Raw genomic sequence first — 23,584 nt, forward strand, 5'->3', positions numbered from 1 at the left:
AACCATACGGGTGATGCCGCCGCGGCCCGCCGCGGCGTGGTCGGCGCGCTACCCCCGGCCGGCGGCGGGCCCCCGCCGCGACTCCGGCGGGTCCAGCCGTCCCGAGAACGAGATCCACGTGATGGTCTACGGCGACGCGACCAACAAGGTCGAGCAGCAGATGGTCGACACCTTCAACGCGACCTCCGACGTCAAGGTCGTCCTCGACACCATCCCGGGCGCCGACTACCAGCAGAAGCTCCAGACGATCATCGACACCAACGCGGCGCCGGACGTCTTCTTCAACTGGGGCGGCGGCTCGATCGAGCCCTTCGTCGACGCCGACCTGCTGCTCCCCCTCGACGACTTCATCGCCGAGGACCCCCAGCTCAAGGACGCGTTCCTGCCCGCGGTGTTCAACTCGGCCGTGATCGACGGCAAGTCCTACGGCATCCCCATGCGTGGCACGCAGCCCGTCATGCTGTTCCACAACAAGCAGGTCCTCGCGGACGCCGGCATCGAGGCCCCAGAGACGTGGGACGAGCTGCTCGCCGCGGTCGAGACCCTCAAGGCGCAGGGCGTGACCCCGATCGCGCTCGGCGGCGCCGACCAGTGGCCGACCCTCATGTGGTACCAGTACGCGTTCGACCGCGTCGCGGGCCCCGAGCTGTTCGAGAAGGCGCTCGCAGGCGACACCGACGTGTGGGACTCGGCCGAGAGCCACGAGGCGCTCGACAAGCTGTCCGAGCTCATCGACGCCGGCGCGTTCGGCACCAACTTCGACTCGGTCAAGTTCACCGACGGCGGCTCGCCCGCGCTCCTGCGCACGGGCAAGGCGGCGTTCGAGCTCATGGGCTCGTGGAACTACTCGACCCACTACGACGTGGACCCCGCGTGGACTGACGCGAACCTCGGCTACACGGCCTTCCCCGCGATCGACGGCGGCAAGGGCGACGCGGCCAACATCACGGGCAACACCAACAACTTCTACTCGGTGCTCGCCAAGACCCGCTACCCGGACGCCGTGCGTGACTTCCTGAAGCTCATGTACTCGGACGAGTTCGTCGAGGCGCAGCTCGCGATCGGCAACCTGCCGACCACGACCAACACCGAGCAGTTCCTGGACCAGGCCGCGAGCCCCGAGTACGCCGCCTTCCAGTTCGACCTCGTGAAGAACGCGCCGCACTTCCAGATGTCCTGGGACCAGGCGTACCCCCCGGCTGCCGGCACCCCGCTCAAGATCGCGGTCCAGCAGTTCTTCAGCGGCCAGATCGACGCCGACGGCTTCATCCAGGCGATGAAGTCCCTGCCGGCCTCGCGCTGACCGGGTCCCGGACGGAGATCGTCATGACCACCCGCGCACCCCAGGGGCGCACGCGCCCGGGCGCCGCCGACCTCCAGGTCGGCCGCCCGGGCGTGGTCTGGGCCCTGCCCGCCGCCCTGTTCTTCGGGCTCTTCGCCCTCCTGCCCATGGTCCTCGTGCTCGTGCTGTCGTTCACGCAGTGGAGCGGGCTGGGCAGCCCCGAGTTCGTCGGGACCGAGAACTGGTCCCGCCTCCTCGACGACCCCGTGATGCTCAAGAGCATCGGGCTCTCGCTCGTGCTGACGGCGCTCGGCGTCGTGACCCAGACCCCGGTCGCGATGCTCCTGGGCGTGTGGGCCGCGGGCCACCAGTGGAACCGCGCGGTGCTCTCGGCGATCTTCTTCGTGCCGCTGCTGCTGTCCGCGGCCGCGGTCTCGGTCCTGTGGCGCGCGGTGCTCGACCCGAACTTCGGCGTCCCGGCCCAGATGGAGTGGCTGTTCGGCGACGGCAACCTGTTCGGCAACCAGTCGACCGCGATCGCGGTCCTGGTGTTCGTGAGCCTGTGGCAGTTCACGCCGCTGCACGCCCTGATCTACCAGGGCGCCGCGAAGGCCGTGCCGCCCATGCTCTACGAGGCGGCCGAGATCGACGGCGCCGGGCGCGTGCGCTCGTTCTTCGCGATCACGCTCCCGCAGCTGCGCAACACCATGATCACGTCGGTCATCCTCATGGTCGTCGGCGGTCTGACGACGTTCGACACGGTCCTCATCCTGACCAACGGCGGGCCCGGGACGGACACGACCATCACGGCCTTCTACATGTACCAGAAGGCGTTCCGCGGCTTCGACTTCGGTCTGGCCTCGGCGATCGCCGTGGTCCTGGTCGTCGCGGCGACCGCGATCTCGCTGGTCATGGTCCGCCTGTCCGGGTACGACAAGATGCGCAGCGAGCTGGAGGGCGTGTGATGAGCAACGACCTGAGCGTCACCCCCGCGGAGCAGGTCTCCGGCCCGACGACGTCACCCACCTCGGGTGGTGCGCCCCGCCCGGGCGCGACGAGCGCGGGCGTCCCGCTGCGCCGTCGGGCAGGCAGGGGCAGCCGCAACCGACCCAACTGGGGCGCGGGCGTCGCGGTCACGATCTGGCTCCTGATCGTCGCGATCCCCCTCTACGTGCTCGTGACCGCGTCGTTCCAGACGCAGGCCGGGTACGCCGCGGGCGGCCCCCTGTCCCTGCCGACCACGTTCACGCTCGACAACTTCACCAACGCGTTCGACCAGGGCTTCGGCCGCTACTTCCTCAACACGCTCGTCGTGACGGTCGCCGTGGTCGGGATCGTGGTGCTGCTCGTGCCGCCGCTGTCGTACGCGATCGTGCGCAACCGCTCCCGGGCCACCACGGGCATCTTCCGGATGTTCCTGCTCGGCCTCGCGGTCCCCGCGAGCGCCGTGATCGTCCCGATCTTCTACGTGATCTCGGTCGTGGGCCTGTACGACAACCTGATCGGCGTGATCCTGCCGACCGCGGCGTTCTGCCTGCCGATCTGCACGATCATCCTCAGCGGCTCGATGCGCGACATCACCAACGAGCTCTACGAGGCCATGGCCCTCGACGGCGCGTCGCCCAAGCGGGTGTTCATGCAGCTCGTGCTCCCGCTGTCCAAGGGTGGCGTCGCGACGATCGTCGTGTACTCGGCGCTGCAGGCCTGGAACGGGTTCCTGTTCCCCCTGATCCTCACGCAGTCCGAGTCGACCAAGGTCATCACGCTCGGCCTCTTCAACTTCCAGACGCAGTACGGCGTCAACATCCCCGGCCTCCTCGCGGCGGTCGTCATGTCGATGATCCCGATCCTGCTCGTGTACCTGTTCGCCCGGCGTGCCCTGGTCCAGGGCCTCATGGGCGTCGGCGGAAAGTAGCTCCACGATGACTCTTCAGACGAACCTGCCGTCCTCCGCCGTGCCCGGTCCCGGCGGGGACACCCTCCCCGTGTGGTCCGACCCGTCGGTCGACACCGCGACCCGTGTCAAGGCGCTCATGGCCGAGATGACGCTGCGCGAGAAGGTCGCCCAGCTCTTCGGGGTGTGGGTCGGCGCGTCGGCCGAGGGCGGCGAGGTCGCCCCGCACCAGCACGACATGGAGGACGGCGTCGACCTCGACGCGATCCTGCCCGACGGGCTGGGACAGCTCACCCGCCCGTTCGGGACCAACCCCGTCGACCCGGCCCTGGGCGCGCTGTCCCTGCTGCGCACCCAGGAGCGCGTGCGCTCCGCGAACCGCTTCGGCATCCCCGCCGTGGCGCACGAGGAGTGCCTCGCGGGCTTCTCCGCCTGGGGCGCGACGGCCTACCCCGTGCCCCTGTCCTGGGGCGCGTCGTTCGACCCCGCGCTCGTGCGCCGCATGGCGGCCGCGATCGGCCGCGACATGCGCTCGGTCGGCGTGCACCAGGGCCTGGCCCCCGTGCTCGACGTCGTGCGCGACGCCCGCTGGGGCCGCGTCGAGGAGACCATCGGCGAGGACCCGTACCTCGTGGGCACGGTCGCCACGGCCTACGTCCAGGGCCTCGAGTCCGCGGGCATCGTCGCGACGCTCAAGCACTTCGCGGGGTACTCGGCCTCGCGCGGCGGCCGCAACCACGCGCCCGTCTCGATGGGCTCGCGCGAGCGCGCCGACGTGATCCTGCCGCCGTTCGAGATGGCCGTGCGCGAGGGCGGCGTGCGCTCGGTCATGCACGCCTACACCGACACCGACGGCATCCCGTCGGCCGCCGACCGCGAGCTCCTCACGGGGCTGCTGCGCGACACGTGGGGCTTCGACGGGACCGTCGTCGCCGACTACTTCGGGATCGCGTTCCTCAAGATCATGCACGGCGTGGCAGGGGACTGGGCCGAGGCCGCGGCGGCGGCGCTCGCGGCGGGCGTCGACGTCGAGCTGCCGACCGTCAAGACGTTCGGCGAGCCGCTCGTCGCGGCCCTCGAGGCCGGGGACGTCGACGTCGCGCTCGTGGACCGCGCGCTCGAGCGCGTGCTGCGCCAGAAGGTCGAGCTCGGCCTGCTCGACGCGGGCTGGGACCCCGTCCCCGAGGTGCTGCGCGACGTCCCGGCGGACGTGCTCGCGGCCGTCGCCGGGGCGGGTGACGACGTCGCGGTCGCCGCGCTGCGCGGGACCGTCGACCTCGACGGCCCCGCCAACCGGGCGCTGGCCCGCGAGGTCGCCGAGCAGGCCGTGGTCCTGCTCGCGAACGACGGCGTGCTGCCGCTCGGCCCCGACGTGCGCCGGGTCGCGCTCGTGGGTCCCACGGCCGAGGACCCCATGGCCGTGCTCGGCTGCTACTCGTTCCCCGCGCACGTGGGCCTGGCCCACCCCGAGATCCCGCTCGGGATCTCGCTGCCCACGCTCGCCGCGTCGCTGCGCGCCGAGCTGCCGGGCGTCACGCTCGACGTGCTGCCCGCGATCACGCTCGACGGCACGAGCGACCCGTCCTCGACCAGGGCCGTGAGCACGGCCGAGGTCGCGGCGGCCGACGCCGCGGGCATCGCGGCAGCGGTCGAGCTCGCCCGCGAGGCCGACGTCGTCGTGGTCGCCCTGGGCGACCGGGCCGGGCTGTTCGGTCGCGGCACGAGCGGCGAGGGGTGCGACGCCGAGTCGCTGCGCCTGCCCGGCGCGCAGCAGGACCTGCTCGACGCGCTGCTCGCGACGGGCCGCCCCGTGGTCGCGACGATCCTCTCGGGTCGTCCCTACGCGCTCGGCGCGGCCGCGACCCCCGCACCGGGGGAGCCCGGCGCCGCGGCGATCGTCCAGGCGTTCTTCGCGGGCGAGGAGGGGACCCCCGCGGTCGCGGGCGTGCTGTCGGGGCGCGTGGCGCCGTCGGGCCGGCTGCCCGTGAGCGTGCCCGGGACCGAGGGCGCCCAGCCCACGTCCTACCTGGCCGCGACGCTCGCGCAGGCGACCGACGTGTCGAACATCGACCCGACCGCGGCCTTCGCGTTCGGCCACGGGCTCACGTACACGAGCTTCGACTGGTCGGACCTCTCGGTGGGCGTGGCCGAGGCCGCGACCGACGGCGCCTTCGAGGCGTCGTTCGTCGTGCGGAACACGGGCGTGCGCGACGGCGTCGAGATCGTGCAGCTCTACGCGCACGACCCCGTGGCGTCGGTCGTGCGGCCCGTGCAGCGGCTGATCGGGTACGTGCGCGTGCCGCTCGCCGCGGGTGCCTCGGCGCGCGTGAGCGCGACCGTGCCCGCCGACGTCCTGTCCTTCACGGGGCGCGACGGCCGGCGGATCGTCGAGCCGGGCGCGATCGAGCTGCGGTTCGGGGCGTCGAGCGCCGACGTGCGGCTCGTGGCCCCGGTGTCGCTCGTGGGCGACGTGAGGGTGGTCGACCACACGCGCGAGCTGCACGCGCCGCTCGTGGTGGGCTGACGTGGCGCCGTACCCGAGGTCGGGGGAGCCGGTGCCCGCCGCCCTGCCGACCTCGGGCCCGGCAGCCCGGACCTTCGCGAACCCCGTCCTGCCCGGCACGCACCCCGACCCGAGCATCTGCCGGGTCCCCGGGGTCACCCGGGCGGACGGGACCGTCGCGCCCGACGACTACTACCTCGTCACCTCGACCTTCGAGTACTTCCCGGGCCTGCCGGTCTTCCACAGCCACGACCTCGTGACGTGGACGCAGGTGGGCCACGCGATCCACCGGACGGGCCAGGTGGACCTGTCGAGCGTGCCGTCGTCGGGCGGGCTGTACGCCGCGACGATCCGCCACCACGCCGGGACGTTCTTCGTCGTCACGACCCTCGTCCACACCCAGGGGCAGGGCGGGCACCTCCTCGTCACGGCGACCGACCCCGCCGGGCCGTGGTCCGACCCCGTGTGGCTCGAGGGGGACGGGATCGACCCGTCGCTCTTCGTCGACGACTCGACCGGGCGCGTGTGGTTCACCGCGACGCGCCTCGCCGACCCGGGGGAGTGGGAGGGCCAGACCGAGGTCTGGTTGCGCGAGCTCGACCTCGCGGCCGGGGCGCTCGTCGGCCCCGAGCACGTCCTGTGGCGTGGTGCGTTGCACGGCGCGGTCTGGGCCGAGGGCCCGCACCTGTACCGCGTGGGCGACCACTACTACCTGCTGGCCTCCGAGGGCGGCACCGAGCACCGCCACGCGGTCTCGGTCGCGCGCGCCGACGCCGTGACCGGCCCGTACACGGGCAACCCCGCGAACCCGATCCTCACGCACCGCCACCTGGGCCGGGACTTCCCCGTGGTCGGCGTCGGGCACGCCGACCTCGTGGAGACCGCCGCCGGCGAGTGGTGGATGGTCCTGCTCGGCAGCCGCCCCTACGGCGGCTACTTCCCCAACCTGGGGCGCGAGACGTTCCTCGCGCCCGTGGTCTGGGAGGACGGGTGGCCCGTGGTCGCGCCGGGCAGGGGCCACGTCGCGGGGAGCTTCCCCCTGCCCGACGTCGGAGCGCGGCTGCCGGGGACAGGTGCACCTGCTGAGGTGGGCCGACCCGCCGGGGCGGGCGCCGTCGTCGTGCGGGAGACGTTCGACGGTTCGTCGAACGACGGGCTGAGCCTCGCGTGGAACCAGGTGCGGACCGGAGAGCCGTCCTGGTCGTTGACCGAGCGGCCCGGGCACCTGCGGCTCGCGCTGTCGCCCGCGACGCTGTCGGACGCCACGACCCCCGCGTTCCTGGGGCGCCGCCAGCAGCACACGGACATGGACCTCACGGTGCGCGTCGACGTCGACCCGGCCGGGCCCGACGAGTGGGCCGGGCTCGCGGTGCGCCAGTCCGAGGAGGCGTGGATCGCGGCGGTCGTGACGCGGGCGGCGCCCGGTGCCGCCGGGGTGCCCGGCGGGCGCGAGCTGCTCGTCGTCGAACGCTTCGGTGGCGAGGAGATCGTCGTGGGGCGCGCGGCGCTGGGGCCGCTCGGCCTGGCCGTGGGCCCCGCGGACGTGGCGCTGCACGCGGCCGGGCAGGACTACGCGTTCGGCGTCGAGACCCCGGGCGGGTTCGTCCCGGTCGCGACCGTTCACGGCGGGCGGCTCAGCTCGCCCGAGGCCGGGGGGTTCCTGGGCGTGTGGGTCGGTCCGTACGCGACGGGCCGCGGGACGGCGACGGCGACCGTCGCGGACATCGAGAGCGTGGAGTACCGGGGCCGCTAGAGCGCGACGCTCCCTCCGGTGACCCGGGTCGCCTCCGCGCGCCTCCGACCAGGCGGGGCCCGGCCTCCGCCGGCTTGCGTGCGGGCCGCTCCGTCGAGCGTCGGTCGCGGCCTTCTGCACGGCGTGGTTTGACACCTGTCAGACATCGGCTCATTCTTGCTAAGAATATTGGTAATCAAGAATGTGAGGCAAGATGAGCACCGACCCGACCAGCGGCCCGTACCGATGGCGATGGCTGATCCTGGTGGTGATGATCGTCGCGGAGGTCATGGACCTCCTGGACGCCTCGATCGTGAACGTCGCCGGCCCCGCGCTGGAGGAGTCCCTGGGTGCCAGCTCCGTCGGGCTGCAGTGGGTGATCGGCGGCTACGCCCTCACGCTGGGGGCCGGCCTGGTCCTGGGCGGCCGGCTCGGTGACCGGTACGGTCGCCGCCGGATGTTCCTGACCGGCCTCGCGGCCTTCACGCTGAGCTCGCTGCTGTGCGCGCTGGCCCCGAACATCGAGGCGCTGATCGTCTTCCGGCTGCTTCAGGGGGCTGCGGGGGCGATCCTGCTCCCGCAGGGCCTGGGGCTGCTGCGCGAGAACTTCTCCGGACCCGAGCTCACCAAGGTCTTCGCGATCTTCGGTCCCGTGCTCGGGCTGGGCGGCATCATCGGCCCGGTCCTGGGTGGCTTCCTCATCGAGGGGGACATCCTCGGTCTCGGGTGGCGCGCGGTGTTCCTGATCAACCTGCCCATCGGGCTCGCCGCCCTGGCCGTCGCGGCCAGGTTCGTCCCGAAGAAGCCGGGAGACCGCACGGTACGGGTCGACATGGTCGGCGCAGGCCTGGTCATGGCGTCCTGCGCCCTCCTCGTGCTGCCGCTCAACCAGGGGCAGGAGGACGGCTGGCCGCTGTGGACCTGGATGAGCATGGCCGCTTCCGTCGTCGGGTTCGGCCTGTTCGCGCTGCAGCAGCGCCGCACCGCCGCTGCGGGCCGCGAGCCCCTGGTCACCCCGGCGCTGCTGCGAAAGCCCGCCTTCACGGTCGGTCTCGGCGGTATCGCCCTGTTCTTCGCCGGGCTGATCGGCACGCAGCTCGTGCTCACGCTGTTCCTGCAGATCGGACAGCACTTCAGCGCAGGGGAAGCTGGCCTGGGCAACCTGCCGCTCGCGGTGGGGACGGCGATCGGCGGCGCGATCAGCGGCGCGTTCCTCGCCGACAAGATCGGTCGCAAGGTCCTCCAGGTCGGGCCGGTGATCCAGCTCGCCGGCGCGGTGCTGCTCTGGTTCGAGCTCGACGGCGTGAGCACCAGCTCGTTCTCGATCTGGGACATCGCCCCGGGAATCGCCGTGTCCGGTATCGGTGCAGGGATGGTGATCGCGGCTCTGTTCAGCTTCATCCTCGCCGCCGTCGACGACGACGAGATCGGCTCCGCCTCCGGTGTGCTCTCTGCGGTCCAGGCCATCGGCGGCTCCATCGGCGTCGCGGTCTTCGGCTCGGTGTTCTTCGCACAGGCCAAGACCGGCGACTTCACCGCCGGCTTCCACCACGCGCTCGTCGGCCAGGCGTGCCTGCTGGTGGCGTTCCTGGCCATCACCTTCCTGCTGCCGGCGAAGGGCCGACCCGAGGAGGAGCAGCACGGCAGCGTCGGCCCTGCCTCGGGCAGCGTCCCTGCCGCCTCGGGTGCCGAGCAGGGCGTCACCGTGTGACTCCCGGTCCGGGGCCGGGCCGGCGGCGGCCCCGGGCCCGGCGCGTGGGGAGCGCCACGAGGTCGGTCGCCATGCCCCCCGCCCGTGGAACTCACGCATCATTGATTGCCACCGTCCTCAGCGATCCAGGAGCAGAGTCCCCGCCATGACTTCCAGCCAGCCCACCGATCCTCAGCCTGCGGCACCAGCGCAGGGTCCGATCCGCGACCAGCTGAGGAACCTGACCCGTCGTCAGCAGAGGTTCGAGCGGTACCTGGGCAGGCAGATGCACGTCGACCCTGCCGGGCTCGCGGTGATGGACCACCTCGTCAGCGCAGGACCGGCGACCCCGACCGAGCTGGCTCGCGAGCTCAGCACCTCGACGGCGGCCATGACGCTGGTGATCGACCGCCTGGCGGACGGCGGGCACGTGAGTCGCCAGCCGCATCCCAGCGACCGACGCAAGGTGCTCGTGACACCGGCCGAGCACTGGGAAGAGGACGCGTTCGAGCATGTCGGGCCCCTCGTCGTGGAGCTCGGCAGGATCGCCGAGTCCCTCACCGCCCAGGAGCAGGCCACGGTGGTGACGTTCCTCGAGCGGGCGGTCGCGGCGTACGACCACGCGACCAAGGCCTAGGCGGCTCAGGTCAGGCCGTTCGACGTCGGCCCACCGCCAGCCCGCGGGGCCGCGGCGGCGACCCGGGCGCGGTCACGGTGTCGTGCTGCTCCTGGACCGCGGTGAGCCCACGGCCTTGCGTGCGGAGGAAGTGCTCGGCCGGGCCCTGGGTCGGTGTCGCCCGTGCTGTGCCGCGCCGGCCTCGGCTCCGGGGACCTCGATCTCGTGCCAGCGGAACCGGTCGACGACGGCGCCGAAGAACGGGACCTTCACGAGCACCGAGAACAGTGCGAAGCCGACCACCCCGCCGGTGATGTTGAAGATCAGGTCGTTCACGTCCGCGATGTGCCCCCCACCCAGCAGGTGCGCCGTCACGAGCTGGGTGACCTCGATCGTCAGGCTGAGGACCGCTGCCGCCGCCACGGCCCGGCTCCACGAGGCCCGGGGCTTGAGCAGCGGCACGAGGGCGCCGACCGGGACGAAGACCAGGACGTTCATGAGCGCGTCGGCGAGCTCGTAGTCCGCGAACGGCACGACGGCGAGATGGCTGCCCCAGGGGGTGCTGCTGACGGGCTTGTCCAGGAAGATCGGGAAGACCGTGTTCGCGACGATCCCGGCGACGTAGACGCCGAGCGCGAGGGCGACCGCGGCTCGTGGCACGGAGAACCGCCCGCTGCGGATCAGGGACCACGACAACCCCGCGAGCACCGTCGCTGCGAGAGGGATGACGACCGGGAGAACCGGGACCTGCTGGAACACGGACGACCTGCACCTTCTCCGAGACACGCACGGCGGCTCGTGCCGCTGCTGCAGCCACAGTGCCGGTCGTGCGACGAGCTCGGCATCCGCCTGTGGTCGGATCCGAGGCGACAGCGTGTGCGACCGTCGTCACCCGGGCATGGCGTGCCTGCCCGCGGCGCCCGATCAGCGGGACGGCACGTCGGGCGGCGCGAGCAGGCGGCGGAGCCGGGCCTTCTTCTCGTTCTCGCGCACGATCCACGCCACGTCCAGGTCGTCCGATCCGCGCAGTGCGGCGAAGCGCGGCAGCCCAGCAGCCGGGTCGCCCGCGACGGCGACGCTCCAGCAGTACCCGAGGGCCTGGCGGAGGGTCCGGACGCCGGTGTCGCGGCGGGCGTCGGACGGGAGCGCGTCGATCGAGGCGGTCGCTGCCGCGCAGGCGTCCAGGGCGGTGGCCGCGGTGTCGGGGCTTCGGAGGAGGCGCGGCTCGCAGACCCCAGCGACCGCGGCTCGGCGAACCAGCGGGTCCTGGTCGTCGACCCAGGACGCCACGAGCGCGCGGAGGGTCGCGGGCTCGGCATCACCGATGAGCTGCAGCGCCATCGCGACAGCCTCGCGGACGCGCCAGGATCCCTCGGACGCGCGGATCCGCAGCCGGTCGGTCAGCTCGGTGCGCTCACCGGAGGGCGCGTCGACGACGAGCCGACCGAGGCCGACCGTCCCGCAGCAGCGCAGGTACTCGTCGGGGCTGTCGGCCAGAGAGAGCACAAGGCCTTCTGGTGCGACGTCGGCGAACGCGCCGATCAGCTCGAGGTTGGCCCGAGGCCCGGGGAGCCCTGAGCGGGCCGTGAGGTAGGCGCGCACGGCTGCGGTGTCGTCGTCGAGCGCGAGCAGGGCGGCCCGGTGTTCTTCACGCACGCTCATGACCAGCACGCTAGGGCGTGCACCCCCTGCCGGGGTAGGGCCGTTCGGCCGGGGCTCAGCCGTCGAAGGGCCCGTCCACCTCGCGCGCCTCGGGGTGGTCCGGGTGCTCGACCGCCCAGCGCGCGGGTGCCCCGTCCACGCCCACTCGTCGTCGTCCACGGTGCGTCCGCTGCGGAACCTCTAGCCGGGCAGCCCGTCGCGCTCTCTCCGTCGCGCGACGCTCTGGGCCTGCCCCTCGTGGATGTCGCTCACCCATTCCCAGCCGGGCTTGGCCGACGGGCCGATCCGTGGGTCGTCGGGAGCGATTCCGTCGCGGAGGGCGTGCACGTACGCCCGGTCCAGGTCGATCCGTGCACGTACCTGATCGGCTCCGCAGACGGACCCGTGGCCGGGAACGAGGACGGCGGCCCCGGCCGCCGCGCCTTCGAGCACCCGGAGCCCCGCGAGGTACTCCTCGATCGGGTCGTTGGTCTCTCCGAAGGCGTCCAGCATGGGGACGAAGAGGTCGGAGAGCATGTCGCCCGCGACGAGGACGCCGCGCTCTTTGATCAGCAGCGCGGCGTGACCGGGAGCGTGCGCCGGATGCTCGACGAGGTGTACCTCCGGGCCTTCCCACGGGATCTGCGTGGTCCCGACGGGCAGGCCGGTGACGAGGCCGTACCCGTCCAGCGGCGTCTCGTCGGCGATCTCCGGTGGCAGGCCCTCGGCGGCGCGGTCCCTCCAGTCCGGCTGCGACAGCACGTGGTGCAGGACGGCCGCGCAGCGGGCCGTCCCGTACCGGGGAGCGTCGCCGAGCCCAGGATGCCAGAGCACGTGATCCCAGTCGGGATGGGTCGAGAAGCCGGCCACGACCGGCAGGCCCAGCTCGCGCAGGTCGTCGGCCAGGCAGGCCATCTCGGAGCGCGTCAGTCCCGGGTCGACGACCAGGACGCCGGTCCGGCCTTGCACGACGACGGTGTTGTTCTGGAGCAGCTCGCTCTGATGGACCAGCACGCCCTGCGCAACCTGCTTCAGCATGGGTGCTCCTCTCACTCGTCCGACCTCTGGTCTGACCGTGGTGCGAGGCGGAACTCATCGCCGGGTCGTGCAGTGCTCGCAGGCGACGAGGTCACGGTGACGCGGGCGAGGCCTCACGCAGGAGGGCGAGGTCCCGTCGGACGTAGCGCAGGTGCGCCCACTCCTCCTCCAGGATCACGCGCACACAGTCCCCGACGGTGGGATGCCAGTCGCCACCGCCCCACGGGTCGTCGCGTTCCTCCGCGAGCAGCTCCGGGGTGGCCGTGGCCAGGAACTCGGTCACCTGCCCCTGCCGCTCGGCCCGCACCGCGAGGATCTCCTCGTACGCCGGTGGGGTCGTGCGGAAGATCGACAGGTCGAAGCCCATCTCGGCGGCGCCCGTGAAGATCTGCCCGATCTCGTGGAACGGCTGCTGCATCCGGAGGATCCCGCCGTGGAGCCAGGCGTCCGTCGCCAGGACGAGGTGGCGCAGGGTCTGGGCCAGGGACCACTCGTCCTCCACGTGGGCGTCCACGAGATCCGGTGGCGTGCCCTCCACCGTCTCCTGCCACGCGGACTGCACGGCGACCCACCCCTCGCGCAGCCCGTCGACGGTCTGCGACTTCTGCAGCTCGCGGCCGGGGAACTGCCGGTTCAGCTCGGCGTCCACGAACGGCACCACGTCGACCCCGTTGACGATCAGGCTGCCGAAGAACAGGTCATGGCTGTCGACGTCGAGCCCGTCCAGGTCGACGCCGCGCATCGTCACGCCGCTGACGTCGGAGAACCGCAGGGTGGCGCCCTTGAAGCTGGCCCTGACGAAGGTCGCGCCCTCGAACTCCTTCGTCCCGGAATAGGTCGTCATCGCTCCACCATGACGGAGGCCGGGCTGTCCTGCCCGGCGACAGCCACGTCATCCCACGACCAGCCGCAACCGGTTCTCCCCGACGCGCACCGTGACCTCCTGGCCCCACGACGCGACGAGCCGGTCCGACTCGACACCGTCGCCGAAGACCACGAGCTGGTCCGACTCGACCGTGAGCCGGAGCTCGCCGCCCGCGTCGAGCAGCCCCTCGGTCAGGTCTGCTCCCGTCGCGGGTGACGGCCACGCCTCGCGCACGAACCACGCGAGCGCCGGGTCGGTGGGGCCGGGGAGCCGGCGTCCGCCGCGCTCGCGCGCGATCGACGCGCACCACCCCGTGGCCCCGGCCCCCGTCGCGACGATGACCCCCGACGAGGACTGGCGCTCGTTCCTGACGGACCCACGGCTCGCACCGCGACCGCCCGCGGTGTCGCCCGGGCCGTCCGCGGCGATCCGGTAGCGCGCCGACTGGTGCGAGGGGTGACCGACGAAGACCTCGTTGAGCGCGGTGAGCACCTGTCCGTCGTCGAGCGAGGCCCGGACCGTGGTGAGGTCCTCGGTCCGCAGGCCGAGCGCGTGGCCCGGGGCGCCGTCGTCGGGCCTGCCGGCCCCGCGCCCGCCAGCCGTGCGCCCGCCCGTCTCCTGGCGCGCGGTCTCTGCGCGCGTCGCGCGTCCCGCGCGCTGCAGGAGCCCGACGGCCGTCGGGACGTCGAGGCGGACCAGCGCGCCCGCATTGGTCCCCGGCTGGGGGTCGACACCCAGCACGGGCTGGTCCGTGAGGTACTTGGCGACGTTCGCGACCAGGCCGTCCTGCCCGACCACCACCACGACGTCCTCGGGGGCCACGAGGAACCGGCCGAGGTCGGCGCGCTCGACGTCCGCCCGCCGCCAGCCCTCGGGGATCGCCGCGGCGACCCGTGCGCGGGCCTCGGTCACGGTGTCGTGCCGCTCCTGGACCGCGGCGAGCGTGCGACCGCGCGTGCGGAGGAAGAACTCGGCCTGACCGCGGGTCGCGTGGCGGTCGAGGAGCTCGTCGAGCTCGGTCCGCCGGTGCACGACGACCACGCGCCGCTGGAGGGGCACGTCAGGCTCCCCGGGTGGGGGCGGTCGCCCCGGCGGCCGTGCCCGCGCCGACACCCGGACCCGCCCCCGCTCCCGTGAACGCGGCGAGCGCCCCGCTGAGCAGGTCGGGCGTGATGGTCAGGCTGCCGATCTTGGGCAGGGCTCCGGCGAGGTCGCGCATCGCGACGGCCAGGATGGTCGACCGGTCCATGCCCTCGTAGACGTCCATGACGGTCCGGAACTTCGCGTTGTTCGCCTCGCCGAGCCGGCGGATCTCCTCGGCCTGCGCGGCCGACGTGAGGTCCCGCCGCTCGGCCGCGGCCCTGGCCTCGACGAGTGCAGCAGCGGCGGTCTCCTCGGCCTCGCGCCGGAGGTTGGTGCCCTCCTGCGCGACGAGGCGCTCGCGGCGGGTCGCGAGCTCGATCCGGCTCGCGAGCTCGTTCTCCGAGATGGTGCGCTCGCGCTCGACGGCGAGCGCCCGTCGCTCGTACGTCGACCGGTCGGCCTCGGCCTGGACGTGCTCGCGCAGCGGGGTCTGGAGGGCGCGCTCGACGTCGCCGTCGGGGCGGACCGCGAGCACGTGGACCCCCAGGACCTCGATGCCGGTCGACGCGAGCCGGGCGTCCGTCCCCAGCGCCTCGACGAGCTGGGCGCGGACCTGGCTCACGCCCTGCTCGAGCGCGGTCGTCAGCGGCACGGCCGCGAGGTGGTCGATCGCGTGGCTCTGCGCGAGCTGGCCGATGATCGTGGCGACCTGGTCCCGGCCCGTCGTCGTGGCGGCGCCCGTGTCGGGGTCGATCCCGAAGTCGAGGCGCTGCGAGACGACCGCCGGGTCCGCGAACCGGTAGGTCACGTTGACCTGGACCGTGACGTCCTGGTGGTCGCGCGTGGTGGCGTGGAAGAGCACGGGCAGCTCCTGGTCGTCGACCGGCACCTCGCTGAGCACCGAGGTGCCGGGGCGGAACCAGAACGCCTGGCCGATCCCGTGGTGCGCGACCCGCCCCGCACGGAGGTGGATCACGGCGCCAGTGGGGCTGCCGAGGAAGTGTCGCAGCCAGGGGTAGCGCTTGATGGTGGCCATGGGAGGCTCCGTCCGTCGTCGGCGTTTGTGTCACATTGACGATAAGCCTCCGTCGTCTTTAGCGTCAACTTGACGATAAACGGGTAGGGTGGGGGGATGAGCCACCTGGAGCACCCGGAACCCCCGCCCTCCGCCGCCCGGATCCCCGTCACGGTCGACGTCGTCGCGCTCACGGTCCGGGACGCGACGCTCCAGGTGCTCCTCGTGACCCGGCTGCTCGACCCGTACCGCGACCGCCTCGCCCTGCCCGGCGGGTTCGTCCTCGCGGGCGAGACGCTGCCGCAGGCCGCAGGCCGCGAGCTCGCCGAGGAGACCGGTGTCGCGGTTCCCGGCCACCTCGAACAGCTGCGCACCTACGGGCCGCTCGACCGGGACCCGCGCGGCCCCGTGCTCTCCGTCGCGCACCTGCTGCTCGCACCCACCTACGGCCTGCCCGCCGCGGGCAGCGACGCCGCGCAGGTCGGCTGGTACCCGGTCGAGGAGGCGCTCGCGGACGGCGCCGGCCTCGCGTTCGACCACCACCGGATCCTGCGGGACGGCGTCGAGCGTGCCCGCGCCAAGCTCGAGTACTCGACGCTCGCGACGGCCTTCTGCGGCCCCGAGTTCACGATCGCCCAGCTCCGCGCCGTCTACGAGGCCGTGTGGGGCACGCGCCTCGATCCCCGCAACTTCCACCGCAAGGCCGTCGGGACCCCGGGGTTCCTCGTCGAGACGGGCGAGTCGACCTCGGGCGGCACCGGGCGACCCGCTGCGCTCTACCGGCTCGCGCCCGAGGCGCGCCGGGCCGCGGTCGCGAGCTCCGTCGTCGGGCCGGACGAGACGCCCGCCTCGGTGCCCGCGGTGCTCAACCCGCCCCTCATGCGCCCCGCCGGATGATCGCCTAGGGGGCTCCGGGCTCCGCCGGTCGGTCTGCCGGCTCCCGCGACCCCGCGGAGTAGAGGTCCGCGAGGCGCCGCAGCAGGTCGCGCAGCTCGGGCGGGTCGAGCACCTCGAACGGGAGGTCGACCGTCGCGAGGAAGCCTGCGACGTCGATCAGCGAGTCCGAGCCCGTCTCGAGGACGCATGTGCCGTCGTCGGACCCCGTGAGGACGCCCGCGGTCGGGGTGACCCGCGCCGCGACCTCGGTCGAGGGCGCGAGGAAGCGGATGCGCGGGCGGTGGTGCCAGGCGGTCGAGCCCACGCCCCTCATGACGTGCTGGGCCACGTCGGGCTCGGGCGGCTCGCGCGGCGTGAACCGTGGCCCGCCCGGGGTGCGCGGCGCCATGCGGTCGGCGCGGAACGTCCGCCAGTCCTCGCGCGCGGTGTCCCACGCGAGCAGGTACCAGCGGCGGCCCGTGTAGACGAGGCGGTGCGGCTCGACGTCGCGCAGGGCCGCCAGGCCGTCGCGGCCCGTGTAGTCGAAGCGCAAGCGCTCGCTGCGCGTGATCGCGGTCGAGACCGCGGTGAGGACCGCGGCGTCGACCGTCGGGCCGCCCGCCGCGGCCGACACCGTCGCCCGGCGGAGCGCGTCGACACGGTGGCGCAGCCGCGAGGGGAGCGACTGCTCGAGCTTGGCCAGCGCGCGCACCGACGTCTCCTCGATGCCCGTGACCGACCCGGCGGCCGCGGCCTGCAGCCCGACGGCGACCGCGACGGCCTCGTCGTCGTCGAGCAGGAGCGGCGGCAGCTCGGAGCCCGCCGCGAGGCGGTAGCCGCCCGCGGTCCCGGTGCGCGAGCGCACCTCGTAGCCCAGCAGGCGCAGGCGTTCGACGTCGTTGCGCACCGTGCGCGTCGTGACGTCGAGGCGGGCCGCGAGGTCCGCTCCCGACCACTCGCGCCGCACCTGGAGCAGCGACAGCAACCGCAGCAGCCGTACCGAGGTATCCAACATTCCTCGAGTCTCGCAGGCATTGAGGAACCGCACGTTCCACAAAGGTCTCTAGCGTGGGAGGCATCAGCACGATCCGCTGCTGGACCGCACCGCACGAGGAGCCCGACGATGAGCGACACGACCGGCACGACCCCGCGCACGACCACCGCCCGCACCGCCGCCACGACCCCGCGCGGCCTGACGACCGTGAGCCTCTGGTCCGACGACGTCCCCGCCGCGGTCGCCTGGTACACCGAGGTGTTCGGCGTCGACCCGTACTTCGTCATGCCGCCCGCGCCGGCCCCGGCCGCGTACGTCGAGTTCCGGGTGGGCGACTACCAGCACGAGCTCGGGATCATCGACCGCAGCTACGCGCCCGCGGGCGCCGCGACCCAGCCCGGCGGGGTGGTCGTCTACTGGCACGTCGACGACGTCGCGGCGACCTACGAGCGACTGCTCGCGCTGGGCGGCACCGAGTACCAGCCCGTGACCCCCCAGGGCGACGGCGGGTTCGTGACCGCGGCCGTCGTGGACCCGTTCGGGAACGTGCTCGGCGTCATGGAGAACCCGCACTACCTCGCGGTCCTGGAGGGACGCGAGGGGTGAGGAGAACCCGCTGTGCGGTGTCCGGATGGCGAGCCGAAACCGCCCGTCCGGCCCGCTCCGCGCAGCCCCCACAGACCCTTTTCGAAGGACCTTCGAACGCCAGATGAACACCAGGTGAACAGTCGTCGAAGACTCGCCGACTTGGTTCATTCCCCCGTCGGGCACCATTCACCATGGAGTACGTGACCGAGACGATCCTGCTCGCGCTCGTGGTAGTGACGGCCCTGGCCTTCGACTTCACGAACGGCTTCCACGACACCGGCAACGCGATGGCCACGTCCATCGCTACACGTGCCCTCAAGCCCAAGACCGCCGTCGCGCTGTCTGCAGTCCTCAACCTCGTCGGGGCGTTCCTGTCCCTGGCCGTGGCGGCGACCATCGCCAAGGGGATCGTCGACGCGAACATCATCACCCTCGAGGTGGTGCTCGCCGGTCTGGTGGGTGGTATCACCTGGAACCTGCTGACCTGGTTGCTGGGTATCCCCTCGAGCTCGTCGCACGCCCTCATCGGCGGTGTCGTGGGCTCGGTCCTGGCCGCGGTCGGGACGAGCGGGGTCCTGTGGACCGGGGTCCTGTCCAAGGTGATGATCCCCGCCCTGCTCGCGCCCGTGATCGCGATCGGGGTGGCCGCCCTCGGCACCTTCCTGGTCGCGCGCATCACCAAGGACCTGCCGCAGGACACGACGAGCCGCGGCTTCCGCTGGGGCCAGATCGGCTCCGCGTCGCTGGTCTCGCTCGCGCACGGCACCAACGACGCGCAGAAGTCGATGGGCATCATCCTGCTCGCGCTCATCGCTGGCGGCGCGGTCCCGGCCGACTCGGGCGTCCCGTTCTGGGTCGTCCTGGCCTGCGCGACCTTCATGGCCCTGGGTACCTACCTGGGCGGCTGGCGCGTCATCCGCACGCTCGGCAAGGGCCTCGTCGAGATCGACTCGCGCCAGGGCATGGCCGCCGAGACGTCCTCTGCCGCGGTCATCCTCCTCTCGAGCCACTTCGGCTTCTCGCTGTCGACGACGCACGTCGCGACGGGCTCGATCCTCGGGTCTGGCGTCGGCATGCCGGGCGCGAAGGTCCGCTGGGGCGTCGCGGGCAAGATGCTCGCCGCCTGGGGTCTGACGCTCCCGGCCGCCGGCCTGGTCGGCGCGTTCTGCTTCTGGCTCCAGGACGTCATCGGTGGCGTCGGCGGGACCGTCGCGGTCTTCACGCTCCTCATCGGCGTCTCGGCAGCGATCTGGCTCGCCTCGCGCCGCAAGCCGATCTCCGCGGACAACGTCAACGACGAGTGGGACGGCGACGAGACGCCGGCCGCCGTGGTCGACGCCGCCGAGACCTTCACCGTCGTCGCCGCCGAGGCGACGGCCGAGGCCGAGGCCACGGTCGCCGCAGCCCCGACCACCACCCGTCGTGAGGGAGTCCCCGCATGAGCGAGTTCATCCAGTTCGACGCGCTGCTCCAGGTCGTCGTCGCCGGCGCGATCGTGGGCGCGGGTCTCCCCGCTCTGTTCGCGCTGGGCGTCCGCCTGCTGGCGACCCCTGCTCCGGGCGTGACGGTCGCGGTGGAGGGTGCGCCGTCGGGCACGGATGCCGCAGGCCCGACGACGGCACGCCCCACGGGCGTCCGTCTCGCCGCAGCCGTGCTGTGCTTCGCGACCGTGCTGGCCGCGTGCGCGGTGGGCATCTGGTTCCTGGCCTCCGGCGGGCACTAGCCGCGCCGGAAGCTCCCTGACATGCAGGAGGCCGTCCCGTCGTCATGACGGGGCGGCCTCCTTCGTCGTGGGGTCAGGGCGCGCCGAGGAGGCGGGCCGCGATGTCAAGGAGCTCTTGCTCGGGGACGCCGTCACCCATGAGGCGGACGACCCCGGCGGGGGAGGCGTCGATCGTCACGGTGGTCCCCGTCGTCCCGGAGAGCGAAGGGCCCACCGAGACCGGGAAGTCGGCCGAGAGCTCGGGCGCGTCGCGCCATCCCTCGAGCAGCCCGACGGCCCCCGGGGGGCCCGAGTAGACGTTGAGCATGCGGCCGTCCTCCTGTGCGGGGGCGTCCGAGTAGACCGCGTTCGTCGTGCCGTCGTCCATGTCGACGACGCCCACGAAGAAGAAGCCCTCGGGGAGCAGCTCGGCGTCGAGCTCCTCGGCGGCCTGCCGGACGAGCGCGTCGGCCGCTGTCAGGCTCGGGGCGGCTGGCGGTGCCTCGTCGGGAAGCCCGGTGCTCTGGTGCGTGGGGACCGGGGGTTCCGGGGTCCCGTCGGGTCCCGCGGTGCACCCGGCGAGGGCAGTAACCCCAAGGAGCGTGCCGAGCGCGACGGTCAGGAGCTGCTTCTCTGCGATGCGCACGCCTGATCCTTGCAGAACGCTCCCAGGTGCGCGGAGATATACCACGTTCGTCACATCATGTCCGTCATATCGCCCCCTCGCACGCCATATCGCGCGCATCTGTGACAGAGGGCACAACGAGTCCGCGTCATGACGGAGGGTTTGCGAGGTCTCCTGGGTAAGAAGTTGGACGACTGTCCACGAAAGACCAGGAGAGAACATGAGTACCCCCTTCAGGGTTCGCAGCCGAGCGGCCTCCCCGCTCCAGCGAACCGTCGCCGCGGCGACGTCCGCGCTCCTCGCCCTGACGGGGGCCGTGGCCCTCGGCGCCGGGCCGCTGGCCACACCCGCCGCCGCGCAGCTCCCGATGTGCCCCGCGCCCGGCGAGATGCCCGGCATCGGGAACGTCCCCGAGTTCACGGACTCGAACATCGCGGTCTACGCGGGCGGGAACTACTCCGCGACCGGCACGGCGGCCGAGTCCGAGGGGCTCCTGGTCGTCATGGGTGATGCCCTGTTCGACAAGGCGGGCGGCGGCATCTACAACGTCGGCTCGGTCGGTGTCGGCTCGCAGATCACACCTCCCGGCGGGACGACCATGCTGGCCGTGGGCGGGAACCTGGTCGTCGGCCCCGTGACGACCATGGAGGTCGGCGCCCAGGTGGCCGGCGGCGGCAACGTCGACGTCGGCGGCACCATCACGAACACGGTCCCGCTCCAGCTCAACGGTGGCACGGCGACAGCAGGCATGGGGGCCGCGGCCGTCGCGCCTCACGTGGACTTCCAGGACGTCATCACCGAGCAGTCCCGGATCCTCGGGGGCGCCGCGGGGACGAGCGGCACGATCGAGCCCTGGGGTGAGCTGCGGTTCGCGGGAGACCCCACGGACGAGCTGCACACGTTCACGGTCGACGGCGCGGCGCTGTCGAGCCTCGACCGGAAGATGTCGGTCTACTTCGACGGTGTCGGAGACTCGGCCCCCATCGTCGTCAACGTGACGGGCAGCGTCGTCGACTTCGACACGCAGTCGGTCGTCCTGGACGGCATCGTGGCCAACAGCCTCGGGTCGCCGGAGTTCGGCAACGCCGCGTCCCGCATCCTGTGGAACTTCGTCGACGCCACCTCCCTCGAGATCGGCGAGAACGACCAGTTCCTGGGCTCGATCCTGGCACCGCACGCCGACACGACGCTCAAGACCAGCACCAACGGGCGCGTCTACGTGGGCAAGGACCTCGCCGTGATCGGGACGGGCGGGATCGAGCAGCACAACTACCCGTGGATCGGTCCGGGGCCCTTCGACTGCCGCGACGCCTCCGGGGCGACGTTCTCCGTCGCCAAGGGCCTGACCGGCAGCGGCAGCACCGCCGTCCCTGCCGGGACCACGTTCGAGGTCGACTACTCCTACGTCCTGGACGGCACGACCGTCACGGGCACCCTCGAGGTCCTCGCGGACGGCACGCCGGTCGCAGGCCCGCAGGGGCTGCCCGAGGGGACGGTCGTGACGCTGTCCGAGCCGCGGATCCCCGAGGTCGCCGGTATCTCGTGGGGAACGCCGACGTTCGAGCCGCGCAGCCCGATCACGCTGGGTGAGGGGGGTACCGTCGCCGTCCGCCTGACCAACACCGCGAACCTGGTCGAGGCGCCGGCCGGTGGGTTCTCCGTCGCCAAGGAGCTGCTCGGTTCCGCAGCCGGTCTGGTCCCCGAGGGCACCGAGTTCACGGTCGCCTACACGTACGAGCTCGACGGGCAGCCGCAGCGTGGCACCCTGAAGGTCCTCGCCGACGGAACCTTCGTCGACGGGCCCCAGGACCTTCCCGTCGGGACGGTCGTCACCTTTGCCGAGGTCGACCTTCCCGAGATCCCGGACCTGATCTGGGACGCTCCGGTGTTCAGCCCGGCGTCGATCACGGTCGCGCAGGGAGTCAACTCCCAGGTCTCTCTGACGAACTCTGCGGCACCCGCGGTCCTCGCGGTCGGCGGGTTCTTCGTGAGCAAGGCCGTCGTGGGAGGCGCGGCGGGCAAGGTCCCTGCGGACACCGAGTTCACGGTCTCGTACTCGTACGAGCTGGCGGGCGAACCGACGTCGGGCACGTTGACCGTCCTCGCGGACGGGACCGTCGTGGACGGTCCGCAGAACCTGTTGGTCGGGACGGTCGTCACCTTCTCGGAGGTCGACCTGCCGTCGATCGACGGCGTGGTGTGGGGCGCTCCGGTGTTCAGCCCGGCCTCGGTCACGATCGGCGACGACACCAACACCGAGGTGACCCTGACGAACACCGCGACCGAAGCACCGGCCGGCGGCTTCTCGGTCCAGAAGGCGGTGACCGGTGAGGCGTCAGGGCTGGTCCCTAGCGGCACCGAGCTCACGGTCTCGTACTCCTACGAGCTGGACGGGGTGCCCACCACGGGCACGTTGACCGTCCTCGCGGACGGGACCGTCGTGGACGGTCCGCAGAACCTGCCGGTCGGGACGGTCGTCACGTTCTCGGAGGTCGACCTGCCCTCGATCGACGGCGTGGTGTGGGGAGCTCCGGTGTTCAGCCCGGCCTCGGTCACGATCGAAGACGGCGTCACCGCCGAGGTGACCCTGACGAACACCGCGACCGACGAGCCTGCCGGCGGCTTCTCGGTGCGCAAGGTCGTCGAGGGTTCGGCATCGGGAGCGGTGCCCGCGGGCACCGAGCTCACGGTCGCCTACTCCTACGAGCTGGACGGCGTCGCCACCTCGGGCACGGCGACCGTCCTCGCGGACGGCACGCTCGTGGACGGTCCGCAGAACCTGCCGGTCGGAACCGTGGTCACGTTCGGCGAGATCGACCTGCCGTCGATCGACGGCGTGGTGTGGGGAGCGCCGGCGTTCAGCCCGGCCTCGGTCACGGTCGAGGGCGGCACGTCCGCCGTGGTCACGGTGACCAACACGGCCGACGTCGTGGCGGCCCAGGTCGGCACCTTCTCGATCGTCAAGAAGATCGAGGGCCCGAACACCTCCAAGGTCCCTGCGGACACCGAGTTCACGGTGACGTTCTCCGGGACCGTGAACGGTGAGCACCAGGAGGGCGCGCTGACGGTCCGCGCCGACGGCACGGTCGTCGACGGTCCGGCGAACCTGCCGACCGGGACGGTCGTCGACCTCGAGGAGACGAGCCTGCCGAAGGTCGACGGTGTCAGCTGGGGGACCCCGGTCTTCACGGTCGACGGCGAGAAGGTCTCGTCGATCACGATCGGTGCCGGTCAGGTGGTCGAGGTGACGCTCACCAACACCGCGGGCAGCGGGCTGGCGGTCACCGGGACCGGTGCGCTCGGCATCGCAGCGGCGGCCCTGCTGCTGGTCGGGGGAGGTGCCGTGCTCCTGGTGGGTGCGCGCCGTCGTCGGGCCTGAACGCCTGACGGGCCCCGCGCCTGATCGACCGTCCGAGCGGGCGTGACCTCCGGGTCACGCC

20 protein-coding genes are annotated in these 23,584 nt (G+C 72.5%); 12 read left to right on the forward strand and 8 right to left on the reverse strand.

What is annotated here, in order from left to right:
* Positions 1 to 13: 13 nt before the first annotated feature.
* The 7 genes from ACFWFR_RS03480 (at position 14) to ACFWFR_RS03510 (ending at position 9,738) form a co-directional block, all read left to right on the forward strand.
* Positions 14 to 1,303, forward strand: a complete 1,290-nt coding sequence (locus ACFWFR_RS03480) for an ABC transporter substrate-binding protein (RefSeq protein WP_377621210.1) — start codon at positions 14 to 16, stop codon at positions 1,301 to 1,303.
* A gap of 23 nt (positions 1,304 to 1,326) precedes the next feature.
* Complete coding sequence (locus ACFWFR_RS03485) at positions 1,327 to 2,247, forward strand: carbohydrate ABC transporter permease (protein ID WP_056764327.1); 921 nt, start codon at positions 1,327 to 1,329, stop codon at positions 2,245 to 2,247.
* Positions 2,247 to 3,197, forward strand: a complete 951-nt coding sequence (locus tag ACFWFR_RS03490) for a carbohydrate ABC transporter permease (protein WP_377621212.1) — start codon at positions 2,247 to 2,249, stop codon at positions 3,195 to 3,197. The genes ACFWFR_RS03485 and ACFWFR_RS03490 overlap by 1 nt, the downstream gene beginning before the upstream one ends.
* A 7-nt stretch (positions 3,198 to 3,204) precedes the next feature.
* Positions 3,205 to 5,700 carry a beta-glucosidase gene (locus ACFWFR_RS03495; RefSeq protein WP_377621214.1) on the forward strand — a complete coding sequence of 832 codons (2,496 nt, stop codon included), beginning with the start codon at positions 3,205 to 3,207 and terminating at the stop codon, positions 5,698 to 5,700.
* Positions 5,701 to 5,731: 31 nt separating this feature from the next.
* A complete protein-coding gene (locus tag ACFWFR_RS03500; protein WP_377621215.1) occupies positions 5,732 to 7,432 on the forward strand; it encodes a glycoside hydrolase family 43 protein in 1,701 nt (566 codons plus the stop codon).
* 193 nt (positions 7,433 to 7,625) lie between these two features.
* On the forward strand, positions 7,626 to 9,122 hold the full coding sequence (locus ACFWFR_RS03505) for an MFS transporter (RefSeq protein ID WP_377621217.1): 1,497 nt from the start codon (positions 7,626 to 7,628) through the stop codon (positions 9,120 to 9,122).
* A gap of 145 nt (positions 9,123 to 9,267) precedes the next feature.
* A complete protein-coding gene (locus ACFWFR_RS03510; protein ID WP_377621219.1) occupies positions 9,268 to 9,738 on the forward strand; it encodes a MarR family winged helix-turn-helix transcriptional regulator in 471 nt (156 codons plus the stop codon).
* Between the two features lie 72 nt (positions 9,739 to 9,810).
* Here ACFWFR_RS03510 and ACFWFR_RS03515 read toward each other — a convergent pair whose 3' ends face one another.
* From ACFWFR_RS03515 to ACFWFR_RS03540, 6 genes are all read right to left on the reverse strand, one after another.
* Positions 9,811 to 10,476: a VanZ family protein gene (locus ACFWFR_RS03515; protein ID WP_377621221.1), complete on the reverse strand. Its 666-nt coding sequence runs from the start codon at positions 10,474 to 10,476 to the stop codon at positions 9,811 to 9,813.
* Positions 10,477 to 10,641: 165 nt separating this feature from the next.
* Complete coding sequence (locus ACFWFR_RS03520; protein WP_377621223.1) at positions 10,642 to 11,379, reverse strand: HEAT repeat domain-containing protein; 738 nt, start codon at positions 11,377 to 11,379, stop codon at positions 10,642 to 10,644.
* Positions 11,380 to 11,559: 180 nt separating this feature from the next.
* Positions 11,560 to 12,396, reverse strand: a complete 837-nt coding sequence (locus ACFWFR_RS03525) for an MBL fold metallo-hydrolase (RefSeq protein ID WP_377621225.1) — start codon at positions 12,394 to 12,396, stop codon at positions 11,560 to 11,562.
* A 91-nt stretch (positions 12,397 to 12,487) separates the two neighbouring features.
* On the reverse strand, positions 12,488 to 13,240 hold the full coding sequence (locus ACFWFR_RS03530; protein ID WP_377621227.1) for a DinB family protein: 753 nt from the start codon (positions 13,238 to 13,240) through the stop codon (positions 12,488 to 12,490).
* Between the two features lie 48 nt (positions 13,241 to 13,288).
* On the reverse strand, positions 13,289 to 14,320 hold the full coding sequence (locus tag ACFWFR_RS03535) for a hypothetical protein (RefSeq protein WP_377621229.1): 1,032 nt from the start codon (positions 14,318 to 14,320) through the stop codon (positions 13,289 to 13,291).
* Position 14,321: 1 nt separating this feature from the next.
* Entirely contained in the window at positions 14,322 to 15,380 is a 1,059-nt protein-coding gene (locus ACFWFR_RS03540) for an SPFH domain-containing protein (protein ID WP_377621231.1), read from the reverse strand.
* A 96-nt stretch (positions 15,381 to 15,476) separates the two neighbouring features.
* Between ACFWFR_RS03540 and ACFWFR_RS03545 the strand changes: the two genes are divergently transcribed.
* Positions 15,477 to 16,256 carry an NUDIX domain-containing protein gene (locus ACFWFR_RS03545; RefSeq protein WP_377621232.1) on the forward strand — a complete coding sequence of 260 codons (780 nt, stop codon included), beginning with the start codon at positions 15,477 to 15,479 and terminating at the stop codon, positions 16,254 to 16,256.
* A 4-nt stretch (positions 16,257 to 16,260) separates the two neighbouring features.
* On the opposite strand, the gene ACFWFR_RS03550 is transcribed toward ACFWFR_RS03545, so the two are convergent.
* Positions 16,261 to 17,250 (reverse strand): helix-turn-helix transcriptional regulator, encoded by a 990-nt coding sequence (locus tag ACFWFR_RS03550; RefSeq protein WP_377621234.1) that lies wholly within the window; start codon positions 17,248 to 17,250, stop codon positions 16,261 to 16,263.
* Positions 17,251 to 17,358: 108 nt separating this feature from the next.
* On the opposite strand from ACFWFR_RS03550, the gene ACFWFR_RS03555 reads away from it, so the two are divergent.
* The 3 genes from ACFWFR_RS03555 to ACFWFR_RS03565 all read left to right on the forward strand — a co-directional run bounded on the left by ACFWFR_RS03555 (position 17,359) and on the right by ACFWFR_RS03565 (position 19,540).
* On the forward strand, positions 17,359 to 17,835 hold the full coding sequence (locus tag ACFWFR_RS03555; RefSeq protein WP_377621235.1) for a VOC family protein: 477 nt from the start codon (positions 17,359 to 17,361) through the stop codon (positions 17,833 to 17,835).
* Positions 17,836 to 18,008: 173 nt separating this feature from the next.
* Entirely contained in the window at positions 18,009 to 19,259 is a 1,251-nt protein-coding gene (locus ACFWFR_RS03560; RefSeq protein WP_377621237.1) for an anion permease, read from the forward strand.
* A complete protein-coding gene (locus ACFWFR_RS03565) occupies positions 19,256 to 19,540 on the forward strand; it encodes a hypothetical protein (RefSeq protein WP_377621239.1) in 285 nt (94 codons plus the stop codon). The genes ACFWFR_RS03560 and ACFWFR_RS03565 overlap by 4 nt, the downstream gene beginning before the upstream one ends.
* Positions 19,541 to 19,613: 73 nt before the next feature.
* On the opposite strand, the gene ACFWFR_RS03570 is transcribed toward ACFWFR_RS03565, so the two are convergent.
* On the reverse strand, positions 19,614 to 20,165 hold the full coding sequence (locus tag ACFWFR_RS03570; protein ID WP_377621241.1) for a hypothetical protein: 552 nt from the start codon (positions 20,163 to 20,165) through the stop codon (positions 19,614 to 19,616).
* 199 nt (positions 20,166 to 20,364) lie between these two features.
* Between ACFWFR_RS03570 and ACFWFR_RS03575 the strand changes: the two genes are divergently transcribed.
* A complete protein-coding gene (locus ACFWFR_RS03575; protein WP_377621243.1) occupies positions 20,365 to 23,523 on the forward strand; it encodes a DUF5979 domain-containing protein in 3,159 nt (1,052 codons plus the stop codon).
* Positions 23,524 to 23,584 lie beyond the last annotated feature (61 nt).

It is taken from the genome of Oerskovia sp. NPDC060287, assembly GCF_042726775.1.
GTDB classification, from domain to species: domain Bacteria; phylum Actinomycetota; class Actinomycetes; order Actinomycetales; family Cellulomonadaceae; genus Oerskovia; species Oerskovia merdavium.

Coding starts and splice junctions, on each gene's coding strand:
- ACFWFR_RS03480 (WP_377621210.1), top strand. CDS start 14: ATGCCGCCGCGGCCCGCCGCGGCGTGGTCGGCGCGCTACCCCCGGCCG.
- ACFWFR_RS03485 (WP_056764327.1), top strand. CDS start 1,327: ATGACCACCCGCGCACCCCAGGGGCGCACGCGCCCGGGCGCCGCCGAC.
- ACFWFR_RS03490 (WP_377621212.1), top strand. CDS start 2,247: ATGAGCAACGACCTGAGCGTCACCCCCGCGGAGCAGGTCTCCGGCCCG.
- ACFWFR_RS03495 (WP_377621214.1), top strand. CDS start 3,205: ATGACTCTTCAGACGAACCTGCCGTCCTCCGCCGTGCCCGGTCCCGGC.
- ACFWFR_RS03505 (WP_377621217.1), top strand. CDS start 7,626: ATGAGCACCGACCCGACCAGCGGCCCGTACCGATGGCGATGGCTGATC.
- ACFWFR_RS03510 (WP_377621219.1), top strand. CDS start 9,268: ATGACTTCCAGCCAGCCCACCGATCCTCAGCCTGCGGCACCAGCGCAG.
- ACFWFR_RS03520 (WP_377621223.1), bottom strand. CDS start 11,379: ATGAGCGTGCGTGAAGAACACCGGGCCGCCCTGCTCGCGCTCGACGAC.
- ACFWFR_RS03525 (WP_377621225.1), bottom strand. CDS start 12,396: ATGCTGAAGCAGGTTGCGCAGGGCGTGCTGGTCCATCAGAGCGAGCTG.
- ACFWFR_RS03530 (WP_377621227.1), bottom strand. CDS start 13,240: ATGACGACCTATTCCGGGACGAAGGAGTTCGAGGGCGCGACCTTCGTC.
- ACFWFR_RS03540 (WP_377621231.1), bottom strand. CDS start 15,380: ATGGCCACCATCAAGCGCTACCCCTGGCTGCGACACTTCCTCGGCAGC.
- ACFWFR_RS03545 (WP_377621232.1), top strand. CDS start 15,477: ATGAGCCACCTGGAGCACCCGGAACCCCCGCCCTCCGCCGCCCGGATC.
- ACFWFR_RS03550 (WP_377621234.1), bottom strand. CDS start 17,250: ATGTTGGATACCTCGGTACGGCTGCTGCGGTTGCTGTCGCTGCTCCAG.
- ACFWFR_RS03555 (WP_377621235.1), top strand. CDS start 17,359: ATGAGCGACACGACCGGCACGACCCCGCGCACGACCACCGCCCGCACC.
- ACFWFR_RS03560 (WP_377621237.1), top strand. CDS start 18,009: ATGGAGTACGTGACCGAGACGATCCTGCTCGCGCTCGTGGTAGTGACG.
- ACFWFR_RS03565 (WP_377621239.1), top strand. CDS start 19,256: ATGAGCGAGTTCATCCAGTTCGACGCGCTGCTCCAGGTCGTCGTCGCC.
- ACFWFR_RS03575 (WP_377621243.1), top strand. CDS start 20,365: ATGAGTACCCCCTTCAGGGTTCGCAGCCGAGCGGCCTCCCCGCTCCAG.